General features: G+C 70.0%; 20 protein-coding genes and 1 tRNA gene. 2 read left to right on the top strand and 19 right to left on the bottom strand.

What is annotated here, in order from left to right:
• Window positions 1-21: 21 nt before the first annotated feature.
• The 16 genes from ACWDVW_RS17920 to ACWDVW_RS17845 all read right to left on the bottom strand — a co-directional run bounded on the left by ACWDVW_RS17920 (window position 22) and on the right by ACWDVW_RS17845 (window position 17,849).
• Window positions 22-966, bottom strand: coding sequence for a TauD/TfdA family dioxygenase (locus ACWDVW_RS17920; RefSeq protein WP_449949973.1), 945 nt, complete (start codon window positions 964-966; stop codon window positions 22-24).
• Between the two features lie 190 nt (window positions 967-1,156).
• Window positions 1,157-1,951, bottom strand: coding sequence for a GntR family transcriptional regulator (locus tag ACWDVW_RS17915; RefSeq protein WP_449949970.1), 795 nt, complete (start codon window positions 1,949-1,951; stop codon window positions 1,157-1,159).
• A gap of 88 nt (window positions 1,952-2,039) precedes the next feature.
• Entirely contained in the window at window positions 2,040-2,789 is a 750-nt protein-coding gene (gene trpA, locus ACWDVW_RS17910) for a tryptophan synthase subunit alpha (protein WP_449949969.1), read from the bottom strand.
• On the bottom strand, window positions 2,786-3,979 hold the full coding sequence (gene trpB, locus ACWDVW_RS17905; RefSeq protein ID WP_449949967.1) for a tryptophan synthase subunit beta: 1,194 nt from the start codon (window positions 3,977-3,979) through the stop codon (window positions 2,786-2,788). The genes trpA and trpB overlap by 4 nt, the downstream gene beginning before the upstream one ends.
• Window positions 3,980-4,048: 69 nt before the next feature.
• Window positions 4,049-5,350 carry an MFS transporter gene (locus ACWDVW_RS17900; RefSeq protein WP_449949964.1) on the bottom strand — a complete coding sequence of 434 codons (1,302 nt, stop codon included), beginning with the start codon at window positions 5,348-5,350 and terminating at the stop codon, window positions 4,049-4,051.
• A complete protein-coding gene (locus tag ACWDVW_RS17895) occupies window positions 5,347-6,591 on the bottom strand; it encodes an ATP-grasp domain-containing protein (protein ID WP_449949961.1) in 1,245 nt (414 codons plus the stop codon). Before ACWDVW_RS17895 ends, ACWDVW_RS17900 begins: the two co-directional genes overlap by 4 nt.
• A gap of 53 nt (window positions 6,592-6,644) precedes the next feature.
• Window positions 6,645-7,679: an SGNH/GDSL hydrolase family protein gene (locus ACWDVW_RS17890; RefSeq protein ID WP_449949958.1), complete on the bottom strand. Its 1,035-nt coding sequence runs from the start codon at window positions 7,677-7,679 to the stop codon at window positions 6,645-6,647.
• A gap of 46 nt (window positions 7,680-7,725) precedes the next feature.
• On the bottom strand, window positions 7,726-8,778 hold the full coding sequence (locus ACWDVW_RS17885) for a LuxR C-terminal-related transcriptional regulator (RefSeq protein ID WP_449949955.1): 1,053 nt from the start codon (window positions 8,776-8,778) through the stop codon (window positions 7,726-7,728).
• A gap of 7 nt (window positions 8,779-8,785) precedes the next feature.
• Window positions 8,786-10,021, bottom strand: a complete 1,236-nt coding sequence (locus tag ACWDVW_RS17880; protein WP_449949952.1) for an ATP-grasp domain-containing protein — start codon at window positions 10,019-10,021, stop codon at window positions 8,786-8,788.
• 124 nt (window positions 10,022-10,145) lie between these two features.
• Window positions 10,146-10,793, bottom strand: a complete 648-nt coding sequence (locus ACWDVW_RS17875) for a LysE family translocator (RefSeq protein WP_396751483.1) — start codon at window positions 10,791-10,793, stop codon at window positions 10,146-10,148.
• A 36-nt stretch (window positions 10,794-10,829) separates the two neighbouring features.
• Complete coding sequence (locus ACWDVW_RS17870; protein WP_350698685.1) at window positions 10,830-10,970, bottom strand: hypothetical protein; 141 nt, start codon at window positions 10,968-10,970, stop codon at window positions 10,830-10,832.
• A 31-nt stretch (window positions 10,971-11,001) separates the two neighbouring features.
• The gene (locus ACWDVW_RS17865) at window positions 11,002-12,837 is read right to left on the bottom strand and encodes a carbamoyltransferase family protein (protein WP_449949947.1); all 1,836 of its coding nucleotides are present in this window, start codon (window positions 12,835-12,837) and stop codon (window positions 11,002-11,004) included.
• A gap of 39 nt (window positions 12,838-12,876) precedes the next feature.
• On the bottom strand, window positions 12,877-15,030 hold the full coding sequence (locus ACWDVW_RS17860; RefSeq protein ID WP_449949944.1) for an iron-containing redox enzyme family protein: 2,154 nt from the start codon (window positions 15,028-15,030) through the stop codon (window positions 12,877-12,879).
• 302 nt (window positions 15,031-15,332) lie between these two features.
• The gene (locus ACWDVW_RS17855; protein ID WP_449949941.1) at window positions 15,333-16,307 is read right to left on the bottom strand and encodes an Inducer of phenazine A; all 975 of its coding nucleotides are present in this window, start codon (window positions 16,305-16,307) and stop codon (window positions 15,333-15,335) included.
• 508 nt (window positions 16,308-16,815) lie between these two features.
• Window positions 16,816-16,889: transfer RNA gene (locus ACWDVW_RS17850), tRNA-Pro, on the bottom strand.
• 66 nt (window positions 16,890-16,955) lie between these two features.
• Window positions 16,956-17,849, bottom strand: coding sequence for a metallophosphoesterase (locus ACWDVW_RS17845; RefSeq protein ID WP_449949938.1), 894 nt, complete (start codon window positions 17,847-17,849; stop codon window positions 16,956-16,958).
• A gap of 25 nt (window positions 17,850-17,874) precedes the next feature.
• Between ACWDVW_RS17845 and ACWDVW_RS17840 the strand changes: the two genes are divergently transcribed.
• A complete protein-coding gene (locus tag ACWDVW_RS17840) occupies window positions 17,875-18,330 on the top strand; it encodes a GatB/YqeY domain-containing protein (RefSeq protein ID WP_449949936.1) in 456 nt (151 codons plus the stop codon).
• A 111-nt stretch (window positions 18,331-18,441) separates the two neighbouring features.
• On the opposite strand, the gene ACWDVW_RS17835 is transcribed toward ACWDVW_RS17840, so the two are convergent.
• Window positions 18,442-20,898 carry a penicillin-binding protein gene (locus ACWDVW_RS17835; RefSeq protein WP_449949933.1) on the bottom strand — a complete coding sequence of 819 codons (2,457 nt, stop codon included), beginning with the start codon at window positions 20,896-20,898 and terminating at the stop codon, window positions 18,442-18,444.
• 403 nt (window positions 20,899-21,301) lie between these two features.
• On the opposite strand from ACWDVW_RS17835, the gene ACWDVW_RS17830 reads away from it, so the two are divergent.
• The gene (locus ACWDVW_RS17830) at window positions 21,302-21,616 is read left to right on the top strand and encodes a WhiB family transcriptional regulator (RefSeq protein ID WP_350698672.1); all 315 of its coding nucleotides are present in this window, start codon (window positions 21,302-21,304) and stop codon (window positions 21,614-21,616) included.
• A 9-nt stretch (window positions 21,617-21,625) separates the two neighbouring features.
• On the opposite strand, the gene ACWDVW_RS17825 is transcribed toward ACWDVW_RS17830, so the two are convergent.
• Both ACWDVW_RS17825 and ACWDVW_RS17820 read right to left on the bottom strand, forming a co-directional pair.
• Window positions 21,626-22,777 carry an ArsA family ATPase gene (locus ACWDVW_RS17825; protein ID WP_449949929.1) on the bottom strand — a complete coding sequence of 384 codons (1,152 nt, stop codon included), beginning with the start codon at window positions 22,775-22,777 and terminating at the stop codon, window positions 21,626-21,628.
• Between the two features lie 53 nt (window positions 22,778-22,830).
• Window positions 22,831-23,808, bottom strand: a complete 978-nt coding sequence (locus ACWDVW_RS17820) for an ArsA-related P-loop ATPase (RefSeq protein WP_449949926.1) — start codon at window positions 23,806-23,808, stop codon at window positions 22,831-22,833.
• Window position 23,809 lies beyond the last annotated feature (1 nt).

Genomic DNA, 23,809 nt, shown 5'->3' with positions numbered 1-23,809 from the left:
GTCATCCTCCTGGTGTCCGGGTCAGCTTGCATAGCAGCGGCGCAGCCAGCGGGCGGTGTCCGCCGGACCGGGCCGGAACGCCCGACGGCGGTGCAGCACCCGGTAGTTGTCGAAGATCAGGAAATCGCCGGGCCGCAGCACGAACGCCTCGGACCGCGCCTGGTCGAGGGCTCGTACCCACCGGTCGAGGGCGGCGGTCGCCGCCGGCGTGTTCGGTACGACCGTGCCCCGGTCGAACCGCGCCCGCGTTCCCTCGTAGCTCTGCTCCAGCAACGCGGTGTCCCGCAGCGGCGCCGTCTCGTCGGTGGAGGCGGGCGGGCCGACGGTGAACTGGGCCGACTGCAACTCCTGCACGGTGCTCTCGTCCAGCGCGGCCACGGCCTCCTCGATGGCGAGGACCTCGGTGGGCACCTGCTCGTCGTTACGGACCGCATAGAAGCTGAGATAACGCGGGACGTACCGGCGCGGGTCGACGCCCTTGCCGCCGAAGGGGAGGTGCGGGTTGTCGGTGTGCCAGGAGAACTCGGAATCCGCCCCCCAGGAACTGGTGGTGCCCGCCGCCGCCGGGTTCGGGGCCACGTTGCGGATGTACCGGCCGGTGTTCTCGTAGTCGACCGCGAACGGCGTCAGCGAGAGCAGTTGCAGCAGACCGAAGTGCAGGGCGTTGGTCACGGCCATCGCGGGTTCGTCGGTGAAGCCGTCGCGCGGCGTGGCCGGGAACTCCTGCTGCGGCAGATTGCCGATGGTCAGGACGTGCGAGCCGGTGGCCGGGTAGAACGTCAGTGCCTGGAGGATCTCGCCGGGCAGGTGGGTCTGCAGGGCGTGTGCACCGATGCCGGCGAGGATCGCCTCGTGGGCGTCCGAATCCAGTTCGATGTCGCAGACGGCGGCCGTGAGCTCCTTGTCGAGCAGGTCACGGGTCCGGTCGTTGAGATGGTGACGGGCCACCCGGAGTGCACGGGTCATCATCGGCTCCGATCATGAGGGGTCGCCGCGAATCACCAACTCGCGGTCGGATCAGGTGCCACGCCCAGTCGTCGTACACCCGAGACCTCACGATGCCGCACGGCGACAGCGGGTAACAACGCCGTCACGGAGGCCAGAAGTGGCCAGGCACCTTGCTGCCGTCTCTGCTCACGGCAGGAGGTGGCAAGTCCTACCGGGTGCCGTCGCCCGGCGCGACCGGGGAGCGCACCGCGCCCCACCGGACCGACAACCGCGTCGCCGCACGCTCGGCGCGGATCTCCATGGCGTCGCCGACGACCACCGCCCGGTCGACCACCACGGCGGTCCCGTCCAGGGCGATCGTCGTCCGTTCGCTGACGAAGACGGGACTGCCGGGCGGTTGGCGCAGGTGCCCGGCGGCCGGCGCGGCGAGCAGGGACGGGACGATCCGTTCCGAGGCGCGCAGGATGGCGACCCCGGCGTCGGCCAGCGCGGCATAGAGCGACGTCCGGACGAAGTCGCGGTCCCGGATCGCCGCTGCGTACGGCGGCCGGACCCAGGAGACCTGGTGGATGGCGGGACGGCCGTTGAGCAGGCGCAGCCGTTCCAGCCGCAGGGCACGCTCGCCGCCACCGTCGCCGAACCGGTCGACCACCCAGGCCGGCGGTCGGCGCATCGCACCGGACAACACCTGGGTGGCCACGTCGTGGCCCTGCTCGCGAAGGTCCTCCGTGAAACTGCGCAGCGTGTCCACGCGGTACGCGGCCTGGACCGGTGTGACGTAGGTGCCCCGTCCGGCCTGCTGGACGATGAGCCCCTGCTCGGACAGTTCCTGAAGGGCCTGGCGCAGCGTCATCAGCGTGACGCCGTAGTGGGTGCTCAGGTCCCGCTGCGCCGGCAGCGCCTCGCCGGGCTCGTACTCGCCCTGCCGGATCCGGGCCGCCAGGTCGGCCGCGATCTGCCGGTAACGCGCGGTCGGTCGCCCACCCGCCGTCGCCTCACCCATGGGTGTCTCCCGTCCCTGCGGCCGTGCCGGTGCCCAGTGTGGCCCACGGTCGACGACCGGCCGCACCGGGCACCCGCCCGACTCGCGGTCAGCCGGGAACTGGCGCGCCCACCCCGTCCAACGCCGCGCGGAACTCCGCGACCACGGCCCCGACCTCAGCGGGGTCCGCACCGTCGAGGACCATCCGCATCAGTGCCGAGGCCACCACCACACCGTCGGCGGCCTCGGCCGCCTCCACCGCGTGCGCGGGCCGCGAGATGCCGAAGCCGAGCAGCACCGGCAGGTCGGTCAGGGCCCGTAGGTCGCGGGCGAGCCGGACGGCGTCGTCGGCGAGCCGGTCGCGCTCACCGGTGGTGCCCATCACCGAGACGGCGTAGACGAAGCGGCGACTGCGCCGCGCGATGGCGGCCAGCCGAGGGCCGGGGGTGGTGGGCGCGGCGAGCAGGACCAGGTCGACACCGGCTGCCGTGGCACTGGCCGCCAGCTCGTCCACCTCGTCGATCGGCACGTCGGGCACGATCAGCCCGCTGACCCCGGCCGCCGCGAGGTCCGCGCAGAACGACGGCGCGTGCATCACCAGGTTGTAGTACGTCATGGCGATCAGCGGTACGTCGACGTCCACCTCGGCGAGATCGTCGAGGATCGAACGGACCGTGGCCCCCTGTTGCAGGGCGCGGTAGGACGCCTGTTGGATCGTCGGCCCGTCGAGGATCGGGTCGGAGAACGGGAGCCCGATCTCGATCATGTCCGCGCCGCTGCGCGCGTACGCCTCGACGTACCCGGTCCAGTCGGGTCGGATGCCCCCGGTCACGTACGGGACCAGCAGCTTGCCGCTCATGCGCTCTCCCGGATGGTGTGCATGTCCTTGTCGCCTCGGCCGGAGAGGGCGACCAGCACGGTGCTGAAGGGTGGCAGCTCACCGCTCTCCGCGGCGCGGATCACCCAGGCGATGGCGTGGGCCGACTCCAGGGCGGGCAGGATCCCCTCGGTGCGGGCCAGCCGCCGGACCGCCGGGATGACCTCGGCGTCGTTGACGGTGACGTAGCGCGCCCGGCCGGAGTCGTTGAGGAAGGCATGCTCGGGGCCCACGCCCGGGTAGTCGAGCCCGGCCGCGATCGAGTGCGCCTCGCTGACCTGGCCGTGCTCGTCCTGGAGGACGTACGAGCGGAAGCCGTGGAGCACGCCGACCCGGCCGAACGCGACCGCCGCCCCACCCTCGGCCTCCACGCCGACGAGCCGGGCCGGGGTGTCGACGAATCCGGCGAAGGTGCCGGCGGCGTTCGAGCCGCCACCGATGCAGGCCACCACGTAGTCGGGCACTCCGGTGCGCAGCTCGGCGGCGCACTGTGCGCGCGCCTCCTCGCCGATGACCCGTTGCAGCTCCCGCACGATCCACGGGTACGGGTGCGGGCCCATGACCGAGCCGATGCAGTAGTGGGTGTCGTCGACCCGGGTGACCCACTGCCGCAGCGCCTCGCTGGTGGCGTCCTTCAGGGTGCGGCTGCCGCCGGTGACCGGGACGACCTCGGCGCCGAGCAACTCCATCCGGAACACGTTGAGCGCCTGGCGTTCGACGTCCTTGGCCCCCATGTAGACGGTCGCCTCCAGGCCGAGCAGCGCGGCGGCGGTGGCCGTGGCGACGCCGTGCTGCCCGGCGCCGGTCTCGGCGATCAGTCGCGTCTTGCCCATCCGGCGTGCCAGCAGGGCCTGGCCGAGCACGTTGTTGATTTTGTGCGAGCCGGTGTGGGCGAGGTCCTCCCGTTTGAGCAGCACGTTGATGCCGAGCTCCGCGGAGAGCCGCCAGGCCGGCGTGAGCGCGGTCGGGCGTCCGGCGTGCACCGCGAGCAGTCGGTCGAGGTCGCGGCGGAAGCGCTGGTCCGCCCACGCCTCCCGGAACGCCGCCTCCAGCTCGGTGCAGGCGGGGATCAGCGACTCGGGGACGAAGCGACCCCCGTGCCCGCCGAATCTGCCGCGCTCGCCGGGATCGGCCATGACGCTGCCGTTGGGCAGCACGGTCAGGTCGGTCACGTGGACTCCAACTGTTCTAGAACTGTTGGAGTCAGGATGACACACCCGGCAGGCCGGCGGAAGCCCGGCTCATCGAGAACCCACGCCGTCCGGGTCGCGTGGACGCGCCCGACGTCCGGGCGGGGCACCGTCCCGGGGCGTACCCGGATCGTCGTCGCCCGGGTGGCCACGCATGGTCCGCAGCGGCGAGAAGTAGACCGGCAGGACCGCGACCAGGCTGAGTACGGCCCCCACCCAGAGGGCCTCCCGGAGCCCGACGCGTTCCCCGAGGAACCCGCCGAGGAACGAGCCGATCGGCATGGCCCCGAAGATCAGGAAACGGATGGTGGCGTTCATCCGGCCCTGCAACTCCTGCGGACACAGTTGCTGGCGGATCGCCATACTGTTCACGTTGTTGATCACCAGGCCGGTGGAGACCAACGCGTTGCCCGCCCCGGCGAGCCAGAGTCGCCAGTCGGCGTCAGCGAGCGGCACGACCAGACCGGAGACGCCGGCCACCGCCATGCCGACCCAGACCGCCGGCCCCGGCCCGATCCGGGCGCTGACCCGCCGGACGACGAACGCCCCGACCAGCCCGCCGATCCCGCCGACGGCGAACCACAGTCCCACCGTTCCCGGCGCGATGCGCAACTGCTGGGCGAGCAGGACCACCACCACCGTCCCGGTGACGAAGACCCCGAGGTTGAACAGGGCGCCCGAGACGGCGAGGGCGCGCAGGGACCGGTGTCCGAAGACGAACGACAGCCCCTGCCGGATCTCCCGGACCAGGTGGCGGTCGGTGCCGCGCGCCGGAACGGCCTCCCGCATCCGGATCCCGCAGAGGACCACCGCCGAGGCCAGATAGCCGCCCGCGACGGTGAGCACCGCGAGCGGCGCCCCCAACCACTGGACCAGGTAGCCGCCGAGCGTGGGACCGCCGACCTGCGCGACGGACCGGGTGCTCTCCAGCTTCGCGTTGCCCTCGACCAACTGCCCGCGTTCGAGCAGCAGCGGCAGGTAGCTCACGTACGCGGTCTCGAACAGCAGCGTCCCCACGCTCACCCCCAGCGCGACCACGTACAACTGGGTCAGGGACAGCACGTCCAGGTAGGCCGCCACCGGCACCCACGCCAACAGCAGACCGCGCCCGAGGTTCGCCACGATCATGACGGGACGCTTGCGTCGCCGATCCACCCACGCGCCGGCGGGCAGGCCGACCACGAGGAAGGCCACGGTCTGGAACGTCGCCAGCAGCCCGGCCTCGAACGCGGTCGCGTCCAGGGCCAGGATCGCCACCAGGGGCAGGCCGACCCGGCTGAAGTGCGCGCCGAACTGCCCCAGGGTCTGCGTGGCCCACAGCAGCCGGAAGTCGTGGTGCCCCAGGAGCGTCACGTGTGGAACTGGATCTGCTGGTCGACCAGGACACAGGTGGCCACCGCCGAATCGGCGTCCGCGCCGGTGGCCAGCACGTACCCGGAGCTGCAGTCCGCGAGCGTCTGGATCGGGGTGATCACGTCGCCCGGATTCTTGTGCACCACGACGCCGACCGGTACGTCGACCAACTCGCCGAGCAGCGGGAGGTACACGTCGGCCAGCTCGCCGGGCGGAACCCGCTTGACCACCGCCGGGATGTCCTCGGCGACCGTGACGGCGCGGATCTCCCCGGGCTCGGGCCGCAGGAACCGGATGGCGGCACCCGCCGTGGGCGGCGGAGACTCGGCGGGCAACCCGTCGATGCCCAACGGCACGGTCAGCCACATCCGGGCCAGGTCCAGGCCGTAGGCCCGGCGGACCAGCTCCGGGATGGCGTGGCCACCCATCCGGGCGTGCGACTCCAGCACCCGGGGACCCCGCTCGGTCAGGACGAACTCGCTGTGCGAGGGACCCTCGGTGAGTTCGACCGCGTCCAGCAGTCGCACGGTGAGGTCCCGAAGCTCCGGCAGGTACGGCGCGACGAGCCGGCTCGGCACGCTGACCTGCCACTCCACGTGGTACGAGTTGACCAGGTACTCGGAGTAGCCGACGGGCAGATGCCGACCGCCGAAGGAGAACGACTCCACGCTCACCACCGGGCCGGAGAGGAACTCCTCGGCGAGCACCGCCGTGTTGCCGGCCTCGGTGTGCACACGCCAGGCGTGGCCGAGCTCGGTCGCGTCCGCCACCCGCAGGATGTTCCGGCTGGCGGCACCGTCGACCGGCTTGAGGACGACCGGGCCGCCGACCTCCGCGAGGAAGTCGCGCGCCTCGCGTTCGGTCCGCACCACCCGGTAGCGGACCGGGCTCAGGTCGTACTTGGCGAGCCGCTCGCGCATCAGCGCCTTGTCCTTGAGCAGGCGGGCGGTCTTCTCCGAGGTCCCGGGCAGGCCCAGGCCGTCCACCACGTGTCCGGTGGGCACACCCCACGGCTCGGAGACGGTCAGCACCCGGTCGAAGGGGCGTTCGTCGTGCAGCGGGCGCAGCACGTCGAGCATCGCCTCGCCGTCGGCCAGCGGGGCGTGCACGATCCGCTCGCAGTGCGGACGGATCGACTCCTCGTACTGCCCCGGTTGGTGCACCAGGACGACGTCGACGCCCAGGTCCCGGGCTCCCTTGATCGGGGCGGGACGGCCTCCGATCACGGCTACTCTAAACATCGGTTCCGCACCTTCTCGTGGGGTTGAGGGGTTGCCCGGCCATCGCTGCCGGCTCAGGACAGGCCGAGCTGATCGGCGAGCAGCGCGGCGACGATGTCGTTGCCCTCGTCGGTCAGGTGGGCCCGGTCGACGTACAGCCAGGACCTGTCGGTCACGGCCCCGCGCAGGACCGGGTTGAGGTTCACGAAGCGGACGCCCTGCCGCTCGCAGGCCGGTGCGAGAGCGTCGGCGTACCGCTGCCCGGCCGCCACCGAGGAGACGTCGCCATAGAGGGCCTCCCAGGTGCCCAGCTTGGAGATCCGGTCCAGCTCGTCGAAGATCAGCTTCTCTTCGGGCGCCGGCTCGGCCCGCAGCCAGGTGGCCATCGGCTGCAACACGAAGGAGACCCGGGCGCCGGTGGCGGCGGCGAGCACCTGCCAGCTCGCGAGGTGCCGGCCGACCAGGTCGACCGCGCTAGCGATCGCGTCGTCGAGTTCGGGACGGACCTCGTCCGGCGACGGCCAGGAGGGTACGGCCGGCTTGGCCCGGCGGCCGAAACCGCGTGACGGCTTGCGGTGCCGGGCCCGTACCTCCTCCATCTGCTCGAAGAACTCGCCGCAGAAATAGAACGGCCCCTGGTCGGCGCGGTGCATCTCGACCAGCCGGGACATCACCAGCGTGTTGAAGCCGCTGAGGATGACGATCTCCTCGACCGGCGGCAGCAGGTGCCGGTAGAGCAGGAACAGCAGCAGTTCCTGGGTCGAGTTGTAGCAGTGGCCGGCATAGGTGAGCCACGGACGGGACGAGGCGTGCTTCGTCCACAACCGCGACGCCATCGTGGTCGCGTCGCTCGTGGAGCCGTACCCGAGCGGGACGGAACCGCCGACCAGCAGGCGGACCGGCCCGTCGGGCAGGGTGCTGCCGACCGATGCCTGCTCGTCGACGCCGTGGGAGATCCGGAAGCCCAGCCGGTCGGTGTTGATCGCCTCCGACCGGTAGTCCGGCCGGTTGAAGTACATCAGGTACGGGAGGTACTGGGTCTCCCCACGGGACGAGAAGTCGTCGTACTGCACCATCTGCGGCGTCAGGATCTCGCGCTGGAGTTTCACGTCGTCGGTTCTCCTTGTCGGAAGGGTGAGGGAAGAGGCGGAGGGGTCACCAGAGCGGACTGACGTCGGTCCGGCCGGCCTGGTCGGAGTCCGCCACCTCGTCGGCGAGGATCCCGAGCTGGGCGATCCTGATGCCGGCCTGGAAGCGGCTCGACACATTGAGGCCCGTGAGGATCGAGGAGATGTGCCGTCGGCAGGTGCGCAGCGCCATGCCCAGCCGGTTGGCGATGGCCTCGTCCTTGAGCCCGGCGGCCATCAGCCGGAGGATGGCCATCCGGGTGCCGAGCGACACCTCGTCCATCTGGTCCTCGGCGAGTTCGAGCGGGATCGCGTTGGCCCAGAGGTGCGTGAACGTGCGGTGCAGGTACTCCACCACCACGTCGTCGGAGATCACGGCGGCAGCGTGGTCAGCGCCCGGTGCGTCGACCGGAACGAAGGCCACCCGGCGGTCGAAGATGATCAGACGTTCGAAACTCGCCGCCGTGGTGCGGATGCCCCCGCCGTACGCCGCGACCGCCTTGGCCCGGGCCGCGAGGCCCGGATTCGCGCGGGCGGTGTGGTGGTACACGAACTGGCACCGCAGCCCACGTACGAAGATCGAGGTCACCGACGCCTCGGAGGCGCTGAACTGGTCCGTCGACCGGGGACCTCCCGGACGCAGCGAGAGGATCTCGGTGGCGCAGCGCAGGATCGCCGAGTCGATCTCGTCGCGGATCGCCTTCTCACCCTGGACGACCCGTACGCCGTCGTGCTGCCGGCCGTACTCGGCCAGCCGCCGGCCGATCGACTGGAGCACCCGGCTGTTGGCGGCCATCGCCTGTTCCCGCTGGCGGATCTCGTCGGTGAGCGGCGCGTTGAGGATGCTCAACGCGACGTCGGGGTGCACCGCGGTCAGGCCACCGTCCTCGGCCCGGGAGAGCAGGCGGCGCCGGACCAGGTCCTCGCAGGCGCGTGCCCACTCGCCCCGGCTGATGCCGATCTCGGGCGGCGGGCGGTCGGCGTGGAGCCGACTCCCCAGCACCGCGTGTTCGTACGCGGCGGACTCGGCGCTGCTGAGCGGGCCACGCTGCTGGGGGACGCAGGACACGGAGGTGCTCATCGTGGCGTCAGCGTGCCGACGGCAGGTCCGACCGGCTGGGCACGCACTCCAACCAGAGCTGGCCCGCCGTACGCCGGATGGCCTTCTCCACGTCGTCGGTGGCTGCCCCGGAGAACCGGAACCGTGCGCCGACGTGCTCGTAGCCGCCGGCCTTGGGGATCTCGGTGCCGACGGCCGGGATCACCCGGGCGTAGGGCCACTCGGACACCGGCAGGTCGAGTTCCGCGACGGTGATCCGGCAGGGCGCGGGCACCGGCGTCGGCACCAGCAGCCAACCGCCGACCCGCTGGTCGCTGATCTGCCGCACGATCGGGCTGCGGCCGAGCTGGATGTGGATCGCCGCTTCCATCAGGTCCACGCCGTGCACCTCGCGCCAGACGAACGGGATCTCGGCGCCACCCACCCGGGAGCCCGCTTCCAGGAAGTTGATCCGGACGGTGCCGTCGGCCTCGGTGCCGACGAACGCCTCCATGTGGAACACCCACGGTGCGTCACCGAAGGCGGCGCAGGCGTCGGCGAGGAACCCACCGAGCGGACCGAGCAGGTCGGCGTCGTCCACCTCCACCGAACCGAGCACGTCCCCGGCGGCGAACTCCATGCAGGTGTTGACGTAGCGCGACGCCCGCCAGGGACCAAGCTCGGTGCCGGTCCACAGGCCGTCGATGTGGAAGACCTGGTCCGGGCAGAAGGTCTGCACCATCCGGGGTTCGGGCGGCAGCCGGTCGAGCGCGGCCAGGTCGTCGACCGAGTTCAGCCGCAGCACGTCACGGCTGGCCGTGCCCCGGCGAGGTTTGACGATCAGCGGCCAGCCGTGGGAGTCCGCGAACCGCACGACGGCCTGCTTGTCCGGTGCGTCGGCGAACGTGGGGATGGCGACGCCGCCGCGTACGACGGTCTGCGCCATCACCAGCTTGTCGCGGAACCGGGCCAGCCGGTCGGGCTGGTCACCGGCCACCGCCAGGCGGGCCCGCAGCTCGGCCGCCGTGTCCAGGTCGCCCTCGTTGAGGGCGACGATCCGTTCGGGGACGCCGAATCGCGCGATCAGTCCGTCGGCGGCGGCGCTCACCAGGTCCAGGCGGTCGGTAGCGGCGACGAGCGCCACGGCCGCAGCCGACGCGGGTACAGCGGCCGTGGCCAGTTCGGTGCAGACGTACGTGACGTGGTGCAGGTCGTGATCGAGGTATTCCGCGTACCCCGCATAGTGATCGCGCCAACGGTGAATGATCAGAATGTGCGGCTTCATCGGGACGTACTCCTCGCCTTTCCGTCGATCCCACGATTCGAATAGGCGGCGAGTTCGCCACCGTTCACGTAGTCAGGAAGTCGCTCGGCGGCACGCAGTAATTGCCCGACGTTGCCGGAATCGACTATTGCGGTACCGATGCCTCCGTCCGGTCGAATGCCATGCTCGCCGCGAGACCGATCAGAACGGTGCCCATCATGTAGCGCTGTGCCCGCAGCCAGGCCGGCTTCCGGGCGAGGAAGGCGGCTACCGAACCCGCGGTGAGCACGATGAGGCAGTTGACGGTCAGTGCCACCGTGATCTGGATCAGCCCCAGGGAAAGGCTCTGTGCCGCGATGTCGCCCTTGGCCGGGTCGACGAACTGCGGGAGGAGCGACACGTACAGCACTGCGATCTTGGGGTTGAGCAGATTGGTCATCAGGCCCATCGTGAACAGCTTCCGGGGCCCGTCGACGGGCAGGTCCTTGGGCGCGAAGGCGGACTGGCCACCGGGCTTGAGGGCGTTCCACGCCAGCCACAGCAGGTAGCACGCACCCGCGATCTTGATCGCCGTGTAGAGCGCGGGCACCAGCGCGAACACCGCCGAGACGCCGGTCACCGCGGCAAGCAGGTAGACGAAGAACCCGACGGCGACCCCGAGCAGGGAGACCAGGCCGGCCGGGCGGCCCTGGGTGATCGACCGGGACACCAGATAGATCATGTTCGGCCCGGGGGTGAGCACCATTGCCAGGGCGACGGCGGCGATGCCCAGCCCTGCGTTGACGTCGATCACGTCTTTTCTCCTGCTTCGGATAATGGGCAGCCGAAATCACAGCGGCCGTTCGTGGAAATCCCAGTAGGTGTTCAGCTCCGGCTGCAGCTTTCTGCGCAGCGGATCGCGAAACACCCGGAAGAATATACCAACCGGAACGAATATCAGAAGATAGGCCAGGATCCACAGAAGTTTCATGATCAACCCTCGTCGGTGCGGAAGCGGTCGGTCAGTCCAGGGCGATCTCGTCGCGCCAGTCGCCCTGCTCCCGCCAGGCGGGCTGGTCGGCCTTGTGCAGGAGGAAGTTGCCCATCGCGAGCAGGTCGATGTTGGTGCGCATGAAGCACTGGTAGGCGTCGCGCGGAGTGGCCACGATCGGCTCACCCCGGACGTTGAACGAGGTGTTCACCAACACCGGGCAGCCGGTGATCTGCTTGAACGAGGTCAACAGCCGGTGATAGGCCGGATTTGACCGGGCCGTGACCGTCTGTACCCGCGCCGAATGGTCCACGTGGGTCACTGCCGGAATCGTCGACCGGTGCACCTTGAGCCGGTCCAGCCCGGTGGCCGTCGCCGACTCCGACACCGCCCGGCGTTGCCGCCCGGCGACCGGCGCCACGATCAGCATGTACGGGCTCTCCTGGGCCAGGTCGAAGTACTCCTCGACGTCCTCGGCCAGGACCGAGGGCGCGAACGGTCGGAACGACTCCCGGAACTTGATCTTCAAGTTCATCGTCGACTGCATGTCGACGTCACGCGGGTCACCGATGATCGACCTGGCGCCCAGAGCCCGGGGCCCGAACTCCATCCGACCCTGGAACCAGCCGACGATCTTGCCGGTGGCCAACTCCTCCGCCACGTGTTTGGCGATGGCGTCCTCGGCCAACCGGGTGTACGGCACACCCAGGTCGTCCAGGAAACGGGCGATCTCCTCGTCGTCGAACGCGGGACCGAGCAGGGCGGAGGACATCCCGTCGCCGCCCTCGGCGAGGTGCGCGCGGGGCGCGCCCGACTCCGTCGCGACCATCAGAGCGGCACCCAACGCGCCCCCGGCGTCACCGGCGGCCGGCTGCACCCACACCGAGTCGAAGAGACGCTCCCGGACGACCTTGCCGTTCGCCACGCAGTTCAACGCCACACCGCCGGCCAGACACAGGTTGGTCTCCCCGGTCAGCTCGCGGGCGGTCCGCGCCAGCCGGGTCACCACCTCCTCGGTCACCAACTGCACCGAGGCGGCCAGGTCGAACTCGCGCTCGGTCAGCGGGCTCTCCGGCTCGCGCCGGGGGCCACCGAACAACCGCTCGAACCCACGGCCGGTCATCACGCGACCGCGCAGGAACTCGAAGTTGCGCATGTTCAGCCGGAACGAACCGTCGTCCTTGACGTCGATCAGGTGCTGCCGGATCACGTCCGCGTAGCGCGGTACACCGTACGGGGCCAGCCCCATGAGCTTGTACTCGCCCGAGTCGACCTTGAACCCGCAGAAGTAGGTGAAGGCCGAGTAGAGCATGCCCAACGAGTGCGGGTACCGGATCTCCGCCACCTGGCGCAGCTCGCTGCCCCGACCGTGCCACAGGGTGGTGGTCGCCCACTCGCCGACGCCGTCGATGCAGAGCACCGCCGCCGACTCGTACGGGCTGGGCAGGAACGCGGAGGCCGCGTGTGACTCGTGGTGCCGGCGTACGCTGATCTCCGGGACCTCGGCCGACCCCAGCGCCGCCAACGACCGGCGTACCTCGCCGATGGTGTCGCGCTTCCAGGACATCCACTCGGGCAGGACCCTGGTGAACGCCTCCAGCGAGAACGGTGCCGAGCCGGCGAAGCTCGTCAGCACCCGGCCGAACTTCAGCTCCGGGTCCTCGTAGTAGGCGACGGCGTCCACGTCGCTCAGCGTGACGCCGCCCTCGGCCAGGCAGTACCTGACGGCCTCGGCCGGGAAGGCCGGGTCGTGGCGCTTGCGGGTGAACCGCTCCTCCTGGGCGGCCGCGATGGGCGTGCCGTCCCGCACCAGCACCGCCGCGCTGTCGTGGTAGTAGGCGGACAACCCCAGAACCAGCTTTCCCACTGGCGTTCCCCTCGATCGTGGGTGTGGGTGGGTGGACGGTCAGATGGCGGCGAGTGACCTGCTGGCCTTGCGGGCGCGGCGAAACGCCCGTCGGGCCAGCAGACCGGTCGGTGGGTTGAGCGAGCGGAACCCGGTGCGTACCCGGTCCCAGACCTCGGTGATCGCCTGCGCGCCGTGCGACACCGGCAGCGAGGCGAGATAGGTGTCGACGGCGTCGGCGGCCCAGGCGGAATGCCCGGTGGCGACGTTGTCGATCGTGTTGTGGATGTCCACGAACTTCGTGGAGAAGCCGTAGCTCTTCAGCGCCTGGCGGGCCCGCCGGTACGTCCCGCCGACGCCGGACAGCTCCATGGCCAGGTTCAGCCCGAGGATCTCCGGCATGAACGTACGCGGGAAGCGTCCGATGCTGAGCCAGTACACCGGAAGCTCGAAGGACCCGTCCCGGAACCCGTCCCACTCGGCGAACTCCCGCGACGCCGTCGGCGGCACGTGGACGTCCATCTCGGCGAGCACCTCCCGATAGATCAACGGGTGGTTCATCCGTGGTACGCCGTTGCCGAGCTCGTCCCAGTAGGTCTCGAACAGGAAGTAGCCCTGCTCCGACGCCGCGTGTTCGTAGTCGGTGAACCCCTGGAGCCAGGCACCGTCGATCAACGTCAACGGGGCCAACTGCACGGTGGAGTCGACGAGATCCTCTCGCGTCGGCATCGGCGCGCCGGCCGACTCCTCGAAGTCACGCCCCTGCCGGTCGTGCTGCTCGACGAGCCAGGGGCGCAGGCCCTCCCGGCCCCACACGTCGGGCAGCCGCTGCGGGTCGGTCGCCATGTTGTGCCGGGACCGTGCGAGCCAGCCCCGCACGTAGTCGACCGCGAACCGACGGACGGCCGGGGTGTCCGTCCGCTGCTGGAGCAGGTGGTACGCCTCCCGGACGTCCGCCGGCTCCCGGTCGCCCGCGGCCGGACCGCCCGCGACGACCGTGACCGAGGCCAGCAGCTCCGGGGAGACCGTCCGCCCCTCGTGGACCGGCCCGGGGCGAGCCCGCTCCGGCTGCCCGCTGGGGAGCGAGTCGATCCAGCGGCGGATGACGACCAGGTCGGCCGGGGAGAACACCCGGAACATCGGGCCCCGTTCCCCGACGAGACCGTTGACCAGCGGACTCTGCGCGGAGCGGCCCGGTTTGACCAGGCGGCTGGCGGCCAGCTCGGCCAGCAACCCGCGCGGATCCGTCCGGGCCTCCTCCAACCAGCTCGACAGCGGCCGGTCCGCCACCGTGAAGTCCCGGTGGTAGACGGCGCCCTCCCGCGCCCGGTGGCGGAGCAACTCGGCCATCTCGTACGCCGGGTCGAGGGCCTCCTCCAACTCGGCGAGAAGACTCGTGCTCCACCGCCTCAGCACGGTGAACGCCCACCGGAAACCGTCGGTCACCCGGGCCAGCTCCGCGTCGTCGAAACCGTGCTCGACGACGTCCAGGCACAGCTCCAGCCCGGTCCGCGTCTCACCGTCCCGGGCAGCGGACGGATCGATCGCACTCCACTCCACGAGCTGCGGATGCGCCTGACGCACCAACCGCAGAGCGGGCAGCAGTCCGACCGTACGCAGACACAGGTCGGCGCCGATGATCTCGGGGCGGAACTCAGCCGGTCTCCGGCTCATGGCCAGCAGGGTCGCGGGCAGACAGAAGTGGTGGTCGGCCACCCGGGGGTCGTGCACCAGCCGGGCCACCGGCACCGCGTGCTCGGACAGGTGCAGGTGACGGAGCAGGGCCAGGTACACGCTGCCGCGTGAGTCCTGCGGCCGACCGACACCGACGTCGGAGGCGTACAGGGTCAGGATGCGCAACGTCGTCGCGTCGTCCGCGTTTCCCGGCGCACTCTGCCACTGCAACCAGGCCCCGGACCGTAGCGCGAGTGGTGCGGCCGCGAGCGCGGTGCGGCGGACCAGGGACTCCGTGGCCGGCGGAGCCGTGGCCGTGGAGCCCAACTCCTCGAACCGGCGAGACTCGGCGGTCGACCAGCGGACCGCCTCGTCCCGCAGCCCGTCCAGTGCTGCCGGCAGCGACTCACGGTCGGCGGTGTCGTCGATCTCCGACCGCAGCCGCGCGACGAACGGGTCGCCCGGAAAGGAGGTCTCGGGGTCGACCGCGATGACGAACAACTCGCGGGACCGGGTCTGCTGATCAAGCGGTCGGACCACCTGCCGACCCGACGGAACGACTTCTTTCGTTGACACTGCCAGCTCCTGGCTCTATCCGTGTCTGCTATCCCGAAACAATGTGGTAATCAAATGTTCGGACGGAATCTGGACGGCACGGAGGGTCCGCGCGACAAACATGCCACTTGTCGCGACGGGGAAGGTGTCGTCGTCTCGGGAAGCTAGAACATCGGGTAGATCGAGGCGTCGTTCTTCGGCTTCTTCTTGCGGCCGAAAATCTTGTTAAGAATTCTGCGCACCACGTTCATTCTTCTGCCCTCACCTGAGACGGGCCGGCGTCGGCCCTAGGACGAGAAATTCAACTGTTCGGCCAACAGTCGGGCCACCAGGTCTAACCCGTGGTCGGTCATGTGGGCTCGGTTGACAAACAGCCAGCTGTCGTCCTTGACGCTGGTCGCGAGGAGGGGATTGATGTCCAGGAACCTGACGTCGATCTTTTCGCAACCCAGTTGCAACAGCTCCGCATATCTGCGGACCGAATCCCTGGTGGCGATGTCACCGAACAGTTCCCAGAAGTTCGAGATCTTGTCCAGCTCGTCGAAGAGCCGCTTCTCCTGCGGTGCGGCCGTCTCGCGTACCCAGGTGGCCAGCGGCTGGAGCACGAACGTGATCCTGGTGTCGGTGGCGGCGGCGAGCTGCTGCCACGACTCCAGATGCCGCACGGTCAGCGCAGCCGCGTCCGCGATGCGGACCTCCAGCGGGCGAACCGGTTCGTCGCCGCCGGTCGGTGAGGCGCCGGAGCCGAAGGGATGCGTCCGGTACTGGGACTTGAGCTTGTCCATCTGGCCGAAGAAGTCGCCACAGTTGAAGAACGCGCCGTCGTCGCCGCGCTGGGCGGCGGGCAGGCGCGCCAGGGCCAGGTTGTTGAGCCCGGACACGATGACGATCTCCTCCACCGGCGGCAGCAGGTGCCGATAGAAGAGGAAGAGCAACAGCTCCTGGGCGGAGGAATGGCTGCGGCCCGCGAAGTTCAACCAGGGCAGCGCCGGTGCGTGGGTGGTCCACAGTCGCGAGGCGAGCGTCGCCTGATCGCAGGTGGCTCCGATACCCATCGCCATGGAACTGCCGGCCACCAGCCGGATCGGACCGTCGGCCGGCTTCCCGCCCGCCGACGCATGGTCGTCCGCGCCGTGCGAAAGGCGAAAACCGAGACGATCCGTATTGATGACCGGGGAGCGGTAGTCCACGCGGTGAAAATGCATCACATAGGACATCCAGCGCGCCTGGCCGCGTTGGTCGAAATCATCGTAAACAAGCATCTGCGGGGTCAACTCGGAGCGCGCCGAGCTTGGACAACGCACTGTTCCCCCCATTGAGAATTATCAGCCGGGGCCCCAACCCATCTACGGCCGTTGTTGCGTGAGTACGGTAACACGCTCAGTGGTGGAGGAAAAAGGGTCGACCGCGGGAATTATTGCCTGTCTGGTTTATCCTGGGTTGAGTGGAGGATTACCGAACCAGCAAACATTGAACTGATCTCAGCGACTTTGCGCGTAGGTATTTGTGTTCGAAACGAGGTGCCCCGATTGTGCTGGCGGCCGTGTCGAGTGAGGTCAGGCGGCCTTTCGGGTGTCCTCGGACTGTAGTGCACCATCCCCGTTCTCGGGGGATGGGACGCGCGGTCGACGTGGGTCCGGCGACGCCCGGACCGTTCGGCCGAATGATGTGGGCCACTATCCGACCGGCGGCCGGCGGTACGCGCCGGACCCGCTGCGCACAAGAGTGAGGCCCTGACCGGCGAGAATGCCGGTCAGGGCCTCACATCTGTCGGGGTGGCCGGATTCGAACCGACGACCTCTTCGTCCCGAACGAAGCGCGCTACCAAGCTGCGCCACACCCCGAGGCGTGCGGACAAATACTAGCCCACCCGCCCCGGGGGTCAAACTCGGTACCCCCGGGGCGGGAGTTCAGCGGGGGATCAGGGTGAGCAAGCTGGCCTCGGGCGGGCAGGCGAACCGGACCGGGGCGGTCGGGTGGGTGCCGAGGCCGGCGGAGACGTGCAGCCAGGAGTCGGAGCCGGGCCAGCGGTGCAGGCCCTTGGCCATCGACCGGGGCAGCCCGCAGTTGGTCACCAGCGCGCCCACTCCCGGTACGCACACCTGGCCGCCGTGGGTGTGACCGGCGAGCAGCAACCCGAAACCGTCGGCGGCCATCTCGTCGAGCAGCGCCGGTTCGGGGGAGTGGGTCAGGGCGATGGAGAGGTCCGCCGAGGCGGAGACCGGGCCGGACACGGAGGGGTAGTCGTCGCGTTCGATGTGCGGGTCGTCCACACCCGCCATGTCGATCGCCCGGCCGCCGGCCTTGAGCGTGACCCGTCGGTTGTTCAGGTCGGTCCAGCCGGCCCCGGTGAAGACGTCACGCAGCTCCTCGTAGGGCAGCTCGACGCCCTCGGTGTACTCCCGGTCGGGCAGGAAGTAGCTGAACGGGTTCTTCAGCACCGGGCCGGTGTAGTCGTTGGAGCCGAAGACGAAGGCGCCCGGGTAGTCGAGCAGCGGCTGCAGCGCCCGCAGGACGCCCGGCACCGCCCCCGGGTGGGCCATGTTGTCACCGGTGACCACGACCAGGTCGGGGTCGAGGGCGGCCAGCGAGGCCACCCAGTTCTGCTTGCGTACCTGGTTGGGTGTCATGTGCAGGTCGGAGAGGTGCAGGACGCGCAGCGGCTCGGTGCCGGTCGGCAGCACCGGGACGTCGAAGCGCCGGAGGGTGAACATGTTGCGCTCGACGAGGGACGCGTACGCCAGGGCGGCGGCGCCCGTCGCGACGGTGGCGGTCGCGAGCCGGAATAGTGTGCGCTTTCGCATGCCGATCAGGGTAGTTTGGGCGACCATGAGCACGCTGAAGGACCGCCTCACCGCCGACATGCGCGCCGCCCTCAAGGCCCGCGACGAGCTGACCACCTCCACCCTGCGGATGGCCCTGGCCGCCGTCGGCACGGCTGAGGTCTCCGGCAAGGCCAAGCGGGAGCTCAGCGACGACGAGGTGCTGGGTGTGCTGACCAAGGAGGCGAAGAAGCGCCGCGAGGCCGCCACCGCCTTCGCCGACGCGGGTCGCGCCGAGCAGGCCGCCAAGGAGACCGCCGAGGGCGAGGTGTTGGAGCGTTACCTGCCGAAGCAGCTCTCCGACGTCGAGCTGACCGAGCTGGTCACGGGGGCGCTCGCCGCAGGCGGGTTCACCGGCAAGGCGCAGATGGGCCCGGCCATGAAGGCGGCCCAGGCTGCGGTGGCCGGTCGGGCCGAGGGTGGTCGGGTCGCCGCCGAGGTACGCCGACAGCTCGGCCTCTGACCCTGCACCGACGGGTACCCGCCGGGCCGCCGACCACGCCGACACAGAACGGGCGGGCATCCCTCTCCAGGGGTGCCCGCCCGTTCACGTGCGGTTCGGTTCGACCGGCGGTCAGCCGCCCGGTCGGTCCGGGGGGCGACCCGGGTTGCTCGGCGGTCCGCCCGGCCCGCCCGGTCCGCCGTTGCCGTTGCCGGCGTCGTTGTTGCCGCCACCACCGGAGCTGACCAGGATCGTCACGATGCCGTTCTTGATGGTGCGGCCCTCGGGGCTGGTGCCGGCGGCGGTGCCGGCCGGGCATTCCGAGGTGACCCGGGCGCTGGAGACGATCGCCTGGAATCCGGCACCGGAGACGCGGGACCTGGCCTGGTCGATGGAGGTGCACTTCACGCCGGGGATGGTGCGCTGCTCGCCCTCGGACAACTTCCGGCCCGGCGGGTCGAAGTTGATCCTCTTCTTGCCCTTCATGGCGTCCCGCAGCGTCTCGTTGACCGGCGGGTTGATGCCGTCCGCCTGGTTGTGCTTCATCTTGACGTTGGTCTGCGGCCAGTCCGGGTCGGCCATGATGCCGGCCACCGCGTACTGCTTGGTCATGGCGACCAGGGAAGCGCTCTTCTCACCGTCGGTGGTGCCGGACTTGCCGGCCACCGGCGCGTTGACGAGGGCCTTGGTCTGCGGCGACGTCCGGCTGCCACCGCACTTGGTGGTGGGGGAGTTGTCGCCGACCGGGCAGCGGGCCGCGTCCACGGCCGCCCGGGCCACGTCCGTGCTGATCCGCTTCTCGCAGCGCGGGTTCGCCACGTCCAGCTTGTTGCCGTCCAGATCGCGGATCTCCTGCACCGGGATCGGCTCGCAGTACTTGCCGTCGGCGGCCAGCGTGGCGTAGGAGTTGGCCAACTCCAGCGGGGTGACCTGCGAGACTCCCAGGGTGAAGGCGCCCCACTGGTTCGCCGACTCCTTGGTGCGAGCGAGGTCCGCGTCCTCACGCTCCCGGAACTCGATGCCCAGGCGCTTGGCCACGTCCACCACGTTCGCCGCACCCACCTGCTGTTGCAGCGGGACGAAGTACGTGTTGGTCGAGGCGGAGAAGGCGCTCCACATGTTCTTCACGCCGCCGGGCTGTTTGTTCGAGTTCGTCGGGCAGTAGAAGTGCGTGCCCTCGCAGGCAGCCGGGCTGCTGGGGCTGATGATGTACTCGGACTTGAACTGCTGCGGGGCGTTGATGGTGTAGTCGAGCGGGATGCCCTTCTCCAGGGCGGCCACGATCGTGTAGAGCTTGAAGACGGAGCCGGCCTGGTAGCCGGTGATCCCGTCACCGCCGGTCAGCAGCGGGTTGACCGTGTTCGGATAGTTACCGCGCTTGCCGTTGTCGCGTTGCTTGGGTTCGCTGTGCGGCAGGTTCTTCGGCTTGTTCGGGTTGTCCAGCTTGAAGTTGCGGTTCACCGAGAGGGCCCGGACCCGGCCGGTGCCGGGCTCGACCACCGCGATCATCGCGGCTTCCTTGGACTTCACCGACTTGGCCTTGCGGACCGCCTTGTCGGCACCGTCCTGGGCCTGCGTGTCGAGCGTGGTGACGATCGTGTAGCCGCCGCTCTTGAGGAGCCGCTCCCGGTCGTACGTGGTCGAGCCGAACGTCTCCTGCGACATCCACCAGCGGTAGAAGAAGTCGCAGAAGAAGCCCCAGGCGTTCTTCTTGGTGGCCACGCAGCCGTTCGGCGCCCGCTTGCCCTTGACCACCAGCTTGACGGCCTTGGCCTTGTCGGCGTCCTCCTGGCTGACGGCGCCGGTCTTGACCATGTTGTCGATCACGTAGTCGCGCCGGGCGACCGCCTGCGGGTAACCGCTCTTGGTGGTCGGGTCGAACGAGGTCGGCGCCTTGACCAGACCGGCCAGCATGGCGGCCTCGTCGACCGTCAGGTCCTTCGGCGGCTTGTTGAAGTAGACCTGGCTGGCGGCGTAGACGCCGTACGCGCCGTTGCCGAACGCGGCGAGGTTGAGGTAGCTCGTGAGGATCTCGTCCTTGCTGAGCGTCTTCTCGATCTGCAACGCGTAGTTCATCTCGCGCAGCTTGCGGGCGCTGGTGTCCTCCGTCGCGGCGACCACGTCGGCCGGGTGCGTCGCCGAGTACGCGATGCCCATCCGGACGTACTGCATGGTCAGCGTCGAGGCGCCCTGCCGGTCGTTGCCGGCGGCGCTGTTATTGACGAAGGCACGGGCGACGCCGTTGAGGTCGACTCCGTTGTGGTTGTAGAAGTCGTGGTCCTCGGCCGCGATGATCGCGTTGCGCATGTTCTCGCCGATGTCGGCGAACGTGATGTCCCGCCGGTTCTCGTCGTACATCGTGGCCAGCGGTGTCTTCTTGTCAGCCGCGAGCAGATAGCTGATCTGGGGGGCGCGGGACACCGTCAGTTCCTTCGGCAGTGCGCCGAAGGTCTCCGCGCCGGCCTTGGCGGCCAGGCCAGACATCGCCACTGCGGGAAATGCCGCTGCGGCGACCACCACGCCGGCCAACAACCCACAGATGAGCAGCGATGCGGCGTTGGTCAGGATGTTGTGGTCACGCTTCCGCATCCAGGTCACCTCGACAGGGTACGCGAACAGGTAACGAGGGGCGCTTGGGCATCTTTCCCCATTTCCTGCGCGCGCCGTCCTCGTTGTGCTAGACGCGTGGCACCGGCGATCTGGTTGCCTGTGATCCGTGCCGAGTTTCCTCCGCCTACCGGGTGCCGCGCAGCGTTTTCGCGGACTCCGGCGGGGTAAGCGGGGGTCCCGAGCCCGAGAGGTCGGGAGTGTCCGGAATGATGGATTTAGCCGACAACGTTGCGTAATCGGGTGACTACAGAGCATGATGGTTGCGGCGACAGCGCCACATGTCGTCTGTGCCGCCTTGGGGTAAGGCGTGCCGGATGACCGGGGGGAATTGCCGGCTGGCCCGCGACGGCGTCGGTAGTACTGCAAGGGGGGACGAGTACAGATGGGCATGATCACTGACTGGCCGTCGTTGGCGGCGTGTCAGAACGGGGACCCGGACGCGTTGTTCGTACAGGGCGCCGAACAGAACGTGGCCAAGCGGATCTGCCGGAGTTGCCCAGTCCGCTACGAGTGCCTGGCCGACGCGTTGGACAACCGGATCGAGTTCGGTGTCTGGGGTGGCATGACCGAACGCGAACGCCGGGCGTTGCTGCGCCGGCACCCGCAGGTGACGAGTTGGCGCAAGATGTTCGAGGCGGCGATGAAGAAGAACGCCAAGGACAAGGCCGGCAAGGACAAGATTCTCGCCACCACCTGACCGGCGCGGTCAGGAGCGGCCGATCGCCGCCCCGATCGTCCGCAGCCCGTCGACGTCGTGCACGTCGGCGGGCTGTGCCGTCACTGACACGGCCGGCACCTGCGGGAACGCCTCGGTGAACCGCGCCGCGACCCGCTGCTCGCGTACCGCCTGCTCGGCCAGGGCCGCGTGGGCGCGCAACACCTCGACGACGCCCTCGTGGCCCCCGGTCGAGGCCAGCCGGTCGGCGGCGGCCCGGCTGGCCGACGCGTCCAACCCGGTGTCGGCCGGACGGTGCACCCGGTTGAGCACCAGACCGGCCAGCGGCATGTTCTCCTCCCGCAGCCGCCCGGCGAAGTAGGCGGCCTCCCGGACCGCGTCCGGCTCCGGGGCCGCGACCAGCAGGAATGCCGTCTCACTCGCCTGGAGGATGCGGTACGTCTGCTCCGCCCGCTGCCGGAACCCGCCGAACATCGAGTCGAGCGCGGCCACGAAGCCGGACAGGTCCGTCAGCAACTGCGCGCCGAGGATCTTCTGGACCACCCGGGAGAACATTCCGAACGAGGCGGTGACCAGGCTGAACATGCTGCGCCCGCCGGTCCGTGCCGGGGCCAGCAGGAGCCGCAGCATCCGCCCGTCGAGGAACCGGGACAGCCGTGCCGGCGCGTCCAGGAAGTCCAACGCCGACCGCGACGGCGGAGTGTCCACCACGATCAGGTCCCAGTCGCCGCGCGCGTGCAACTGACCCAGCTTCTCCATCGCCATGTACTCCTGCGTACCGGCGAAGGTGGAACTCATCGCCTGGTAGAAGGGGTTGGCAAAGATCTCGGACGCCTTCGTCGGGTCGGTGTGCGCGAGCACCACGTCGTCGAAGGTGCGCTTCATGTCGAGCATCATGGCGTGCAACTCGCCGCCGCTGTCCTCGACGTCGATCCCCTTGACCTGTCGGGGCGTGTTGTCCAGCTCGGTCAGGCCGAGCGACTGTGCCAGTCGCCGAGCCGGGTCGATGGTGAGCACCACCGTACGGCGACCGTGTCGCTCGGCCGCACGGAGCGCGAGCGCGGCGGCCGTGGTCGTCTTACCCACCCCGCCCGCACCGCAGCAGACCACGATCCGTACGCCGGGATCGGCCAGGATCCGGTCGACGTCCAGCGGCGGCGCGGCGTTGTCGGAAGGCACCATTCGAGCGTATCGGCCCGACCCGGTCCGCGCGGCGGGCCGAGGTCAGGTGTGAGTCAATCGCCCTTCACCAGGGCGGCGGCGAGCACGTCCAGGCCGGCGCGGTCCACCCCGTCGGGCAGCAGCGGCAGCTCCACCAGGGGCACGTCGAGTTCCGCCAGGTCGGCGCGGAGCGAGTCCTCCAACTCCCGGCGGACGGCCTGGTCCCGTGCCTCGTCGCGCAGCCCGGAGAGGGTCCGCCGGTCGGCGGGCAACCCGGCGGCGCGCAGCCCCCGCGCAAGCTCCGCCTCGGTGACCATGCGTCCCGCCGGCAACGGCGGCCGGGTCCCGTTGACGATCACCCGGCCCACCCCGAACCCGAGCGAGGCCAGCTCGGCGATGGCGTCGACGGTCTCCTGGACCGGCATCTCCTCCAACAGCGTCACCACGTGCACCGCGGTCATCGGCGACCGCAGCAGCACCGAGACCCCCTCGCTCTGGGTCTTGATCGGGCCGACCTTGGCCAGCCGGGCGGTCTCCGCGGTCACGTTCAGGAAGCGGGCGATCCGGCCGGTCGGCGGGGCGTCCAGCACCACCGCGTCGTACACCCGCCGTTGCTCCACCCTGCGGGTGGTGGCCTCCTTGACCTTGCCGGTGAGCAGCACGTCGCGCAGGCCGGGGGCGATGGTGGTGGCGAAGTCGATCGCGCCGAGCTTGCGTAGGGCCCGCCCGGCGGCGCCCAGCTTGTAGAACATGTCCAGGTACTCCAGCAGCGCCTCCTCGGCGTCCACCGCGAGTGCCCACACCTCGCCGCCGTCCGCCGCGTCGGCCAGGTGGCGCTCCGCGTACGGCAGCGGGTCGGTGCCGAAGAGCTGGGCGATGCCCTGACGCCCCTCCACCTCGACCAGCAGGGTGCGCCGCCCACCGGCGGCCAGGGCCAGGGCCAGGGCGGCGGCCACGCTGGTCTTGCCCGTACCGCCCTTGCCGGTCACCACGTGCAGCCGGGCGGGCCACTCCGTACCGGCCCGGTCCGCCGGGCGCTGCGCTGCTCCCACC

The organism is Micromonospora sp. NPDC003241 (assembly GCF_053589795.1).
The sequence above is the reverse complement of the archived record's forward strand: the minus strand, read 5'-3'. Positions and strand labels throughout refer to the sequence as shown.

Coding starts and splice junctions, on each gene's coding strand:
- ACWDVW_RS17920 (WP_449949973.1), bottom strand. CDS start 966: ATGACCCGTGCACTCCGGGTGGCCCGTCACCATCTCAACGACCGGACC.
- ACWDVW_RS17915 (WP_449949970.1), bottom strand. CDS start 1,951: ATGGGTGAGGCGACGGCGGGTGGGCGACCGACCGCGCGTTACCGGCAG.
- trpA (WP_449949969.1), bottom strand. CDS start 2,789: ATGAGCGGCAAGCTGCTGGTCCCGTACGTGACCGGGGGCATCCGACCC.
- ACWDVW_RS17895 (WP_449949961.1), bottom strand. CDS start 6,591: ATGTTTAGAGTAGCCGTGATCGGAGGCCGTCCCGCCCCGATCAAGGGA.
- ACWDVW_RS17885 (WP_449949955.1), bottom strand. CDS start 8,778: ATGAGCACCTCCGTGTCCTGCGTCCCCCAGCAGCGTGGCCCGCTCAGC.
- ACWDVW_RS17880 (WP_449949952.1), bottom strand. CDS start 10,021: ATGAAGCCGCACATTCTGATCATTCACCGTTGGCGCGATCACTATGCG.
- ACWDVW_RS17870 (WP_350698685.1), bottom strand. CDS start 10,970: ATGAAACTTCTGTGGATCCTGGCCTATCTTCTGATATTCGTTCCGGTT.
- ACWDVW_RS17855 (WP_449949941.1), bottom strand. CDS start 16,307: ATGCTTGTTTACGATGATTTCGACCAACGCGGCCAGGCGCGCTGGATG.
- ACWDVW_RS17845 (WP_449949938.1), bottom strand. CDS start 17,849: ATGCGAAAGCGCACACTATTCCGGCTCGCGACCGCCACCGTCGCGACG.
- ACWDVW_RS17840 (WP_449949936.1), top strand. CDS start 17,875: ATGAGCACGCTGAAGGACCGCCTCACCGCCGACATGCGCGCCGCCCTC.
- ACWDVW_RS17835 (WP_449949933.1), bottom strand. CDS start 20,898: ATGCGGAAGCGTGACCACAACATCCTGACCAACGCCGCATCGCTGCTC.
- ACWDVW_RS17830 (WP_350698672.1), top strand. CDS start 21,302: ATGGGCATGATCACTGACTGGCCGTCGTTGGCGGCGTGTCAGAACGGG.
- ACWDVW_RS17825 (WP_449949929.1), bottom strand. CDS start 22,777: ATGGTGCCTTCCGACAACGCCGCGCCGCCGCTGGACGTCGACCGGATC.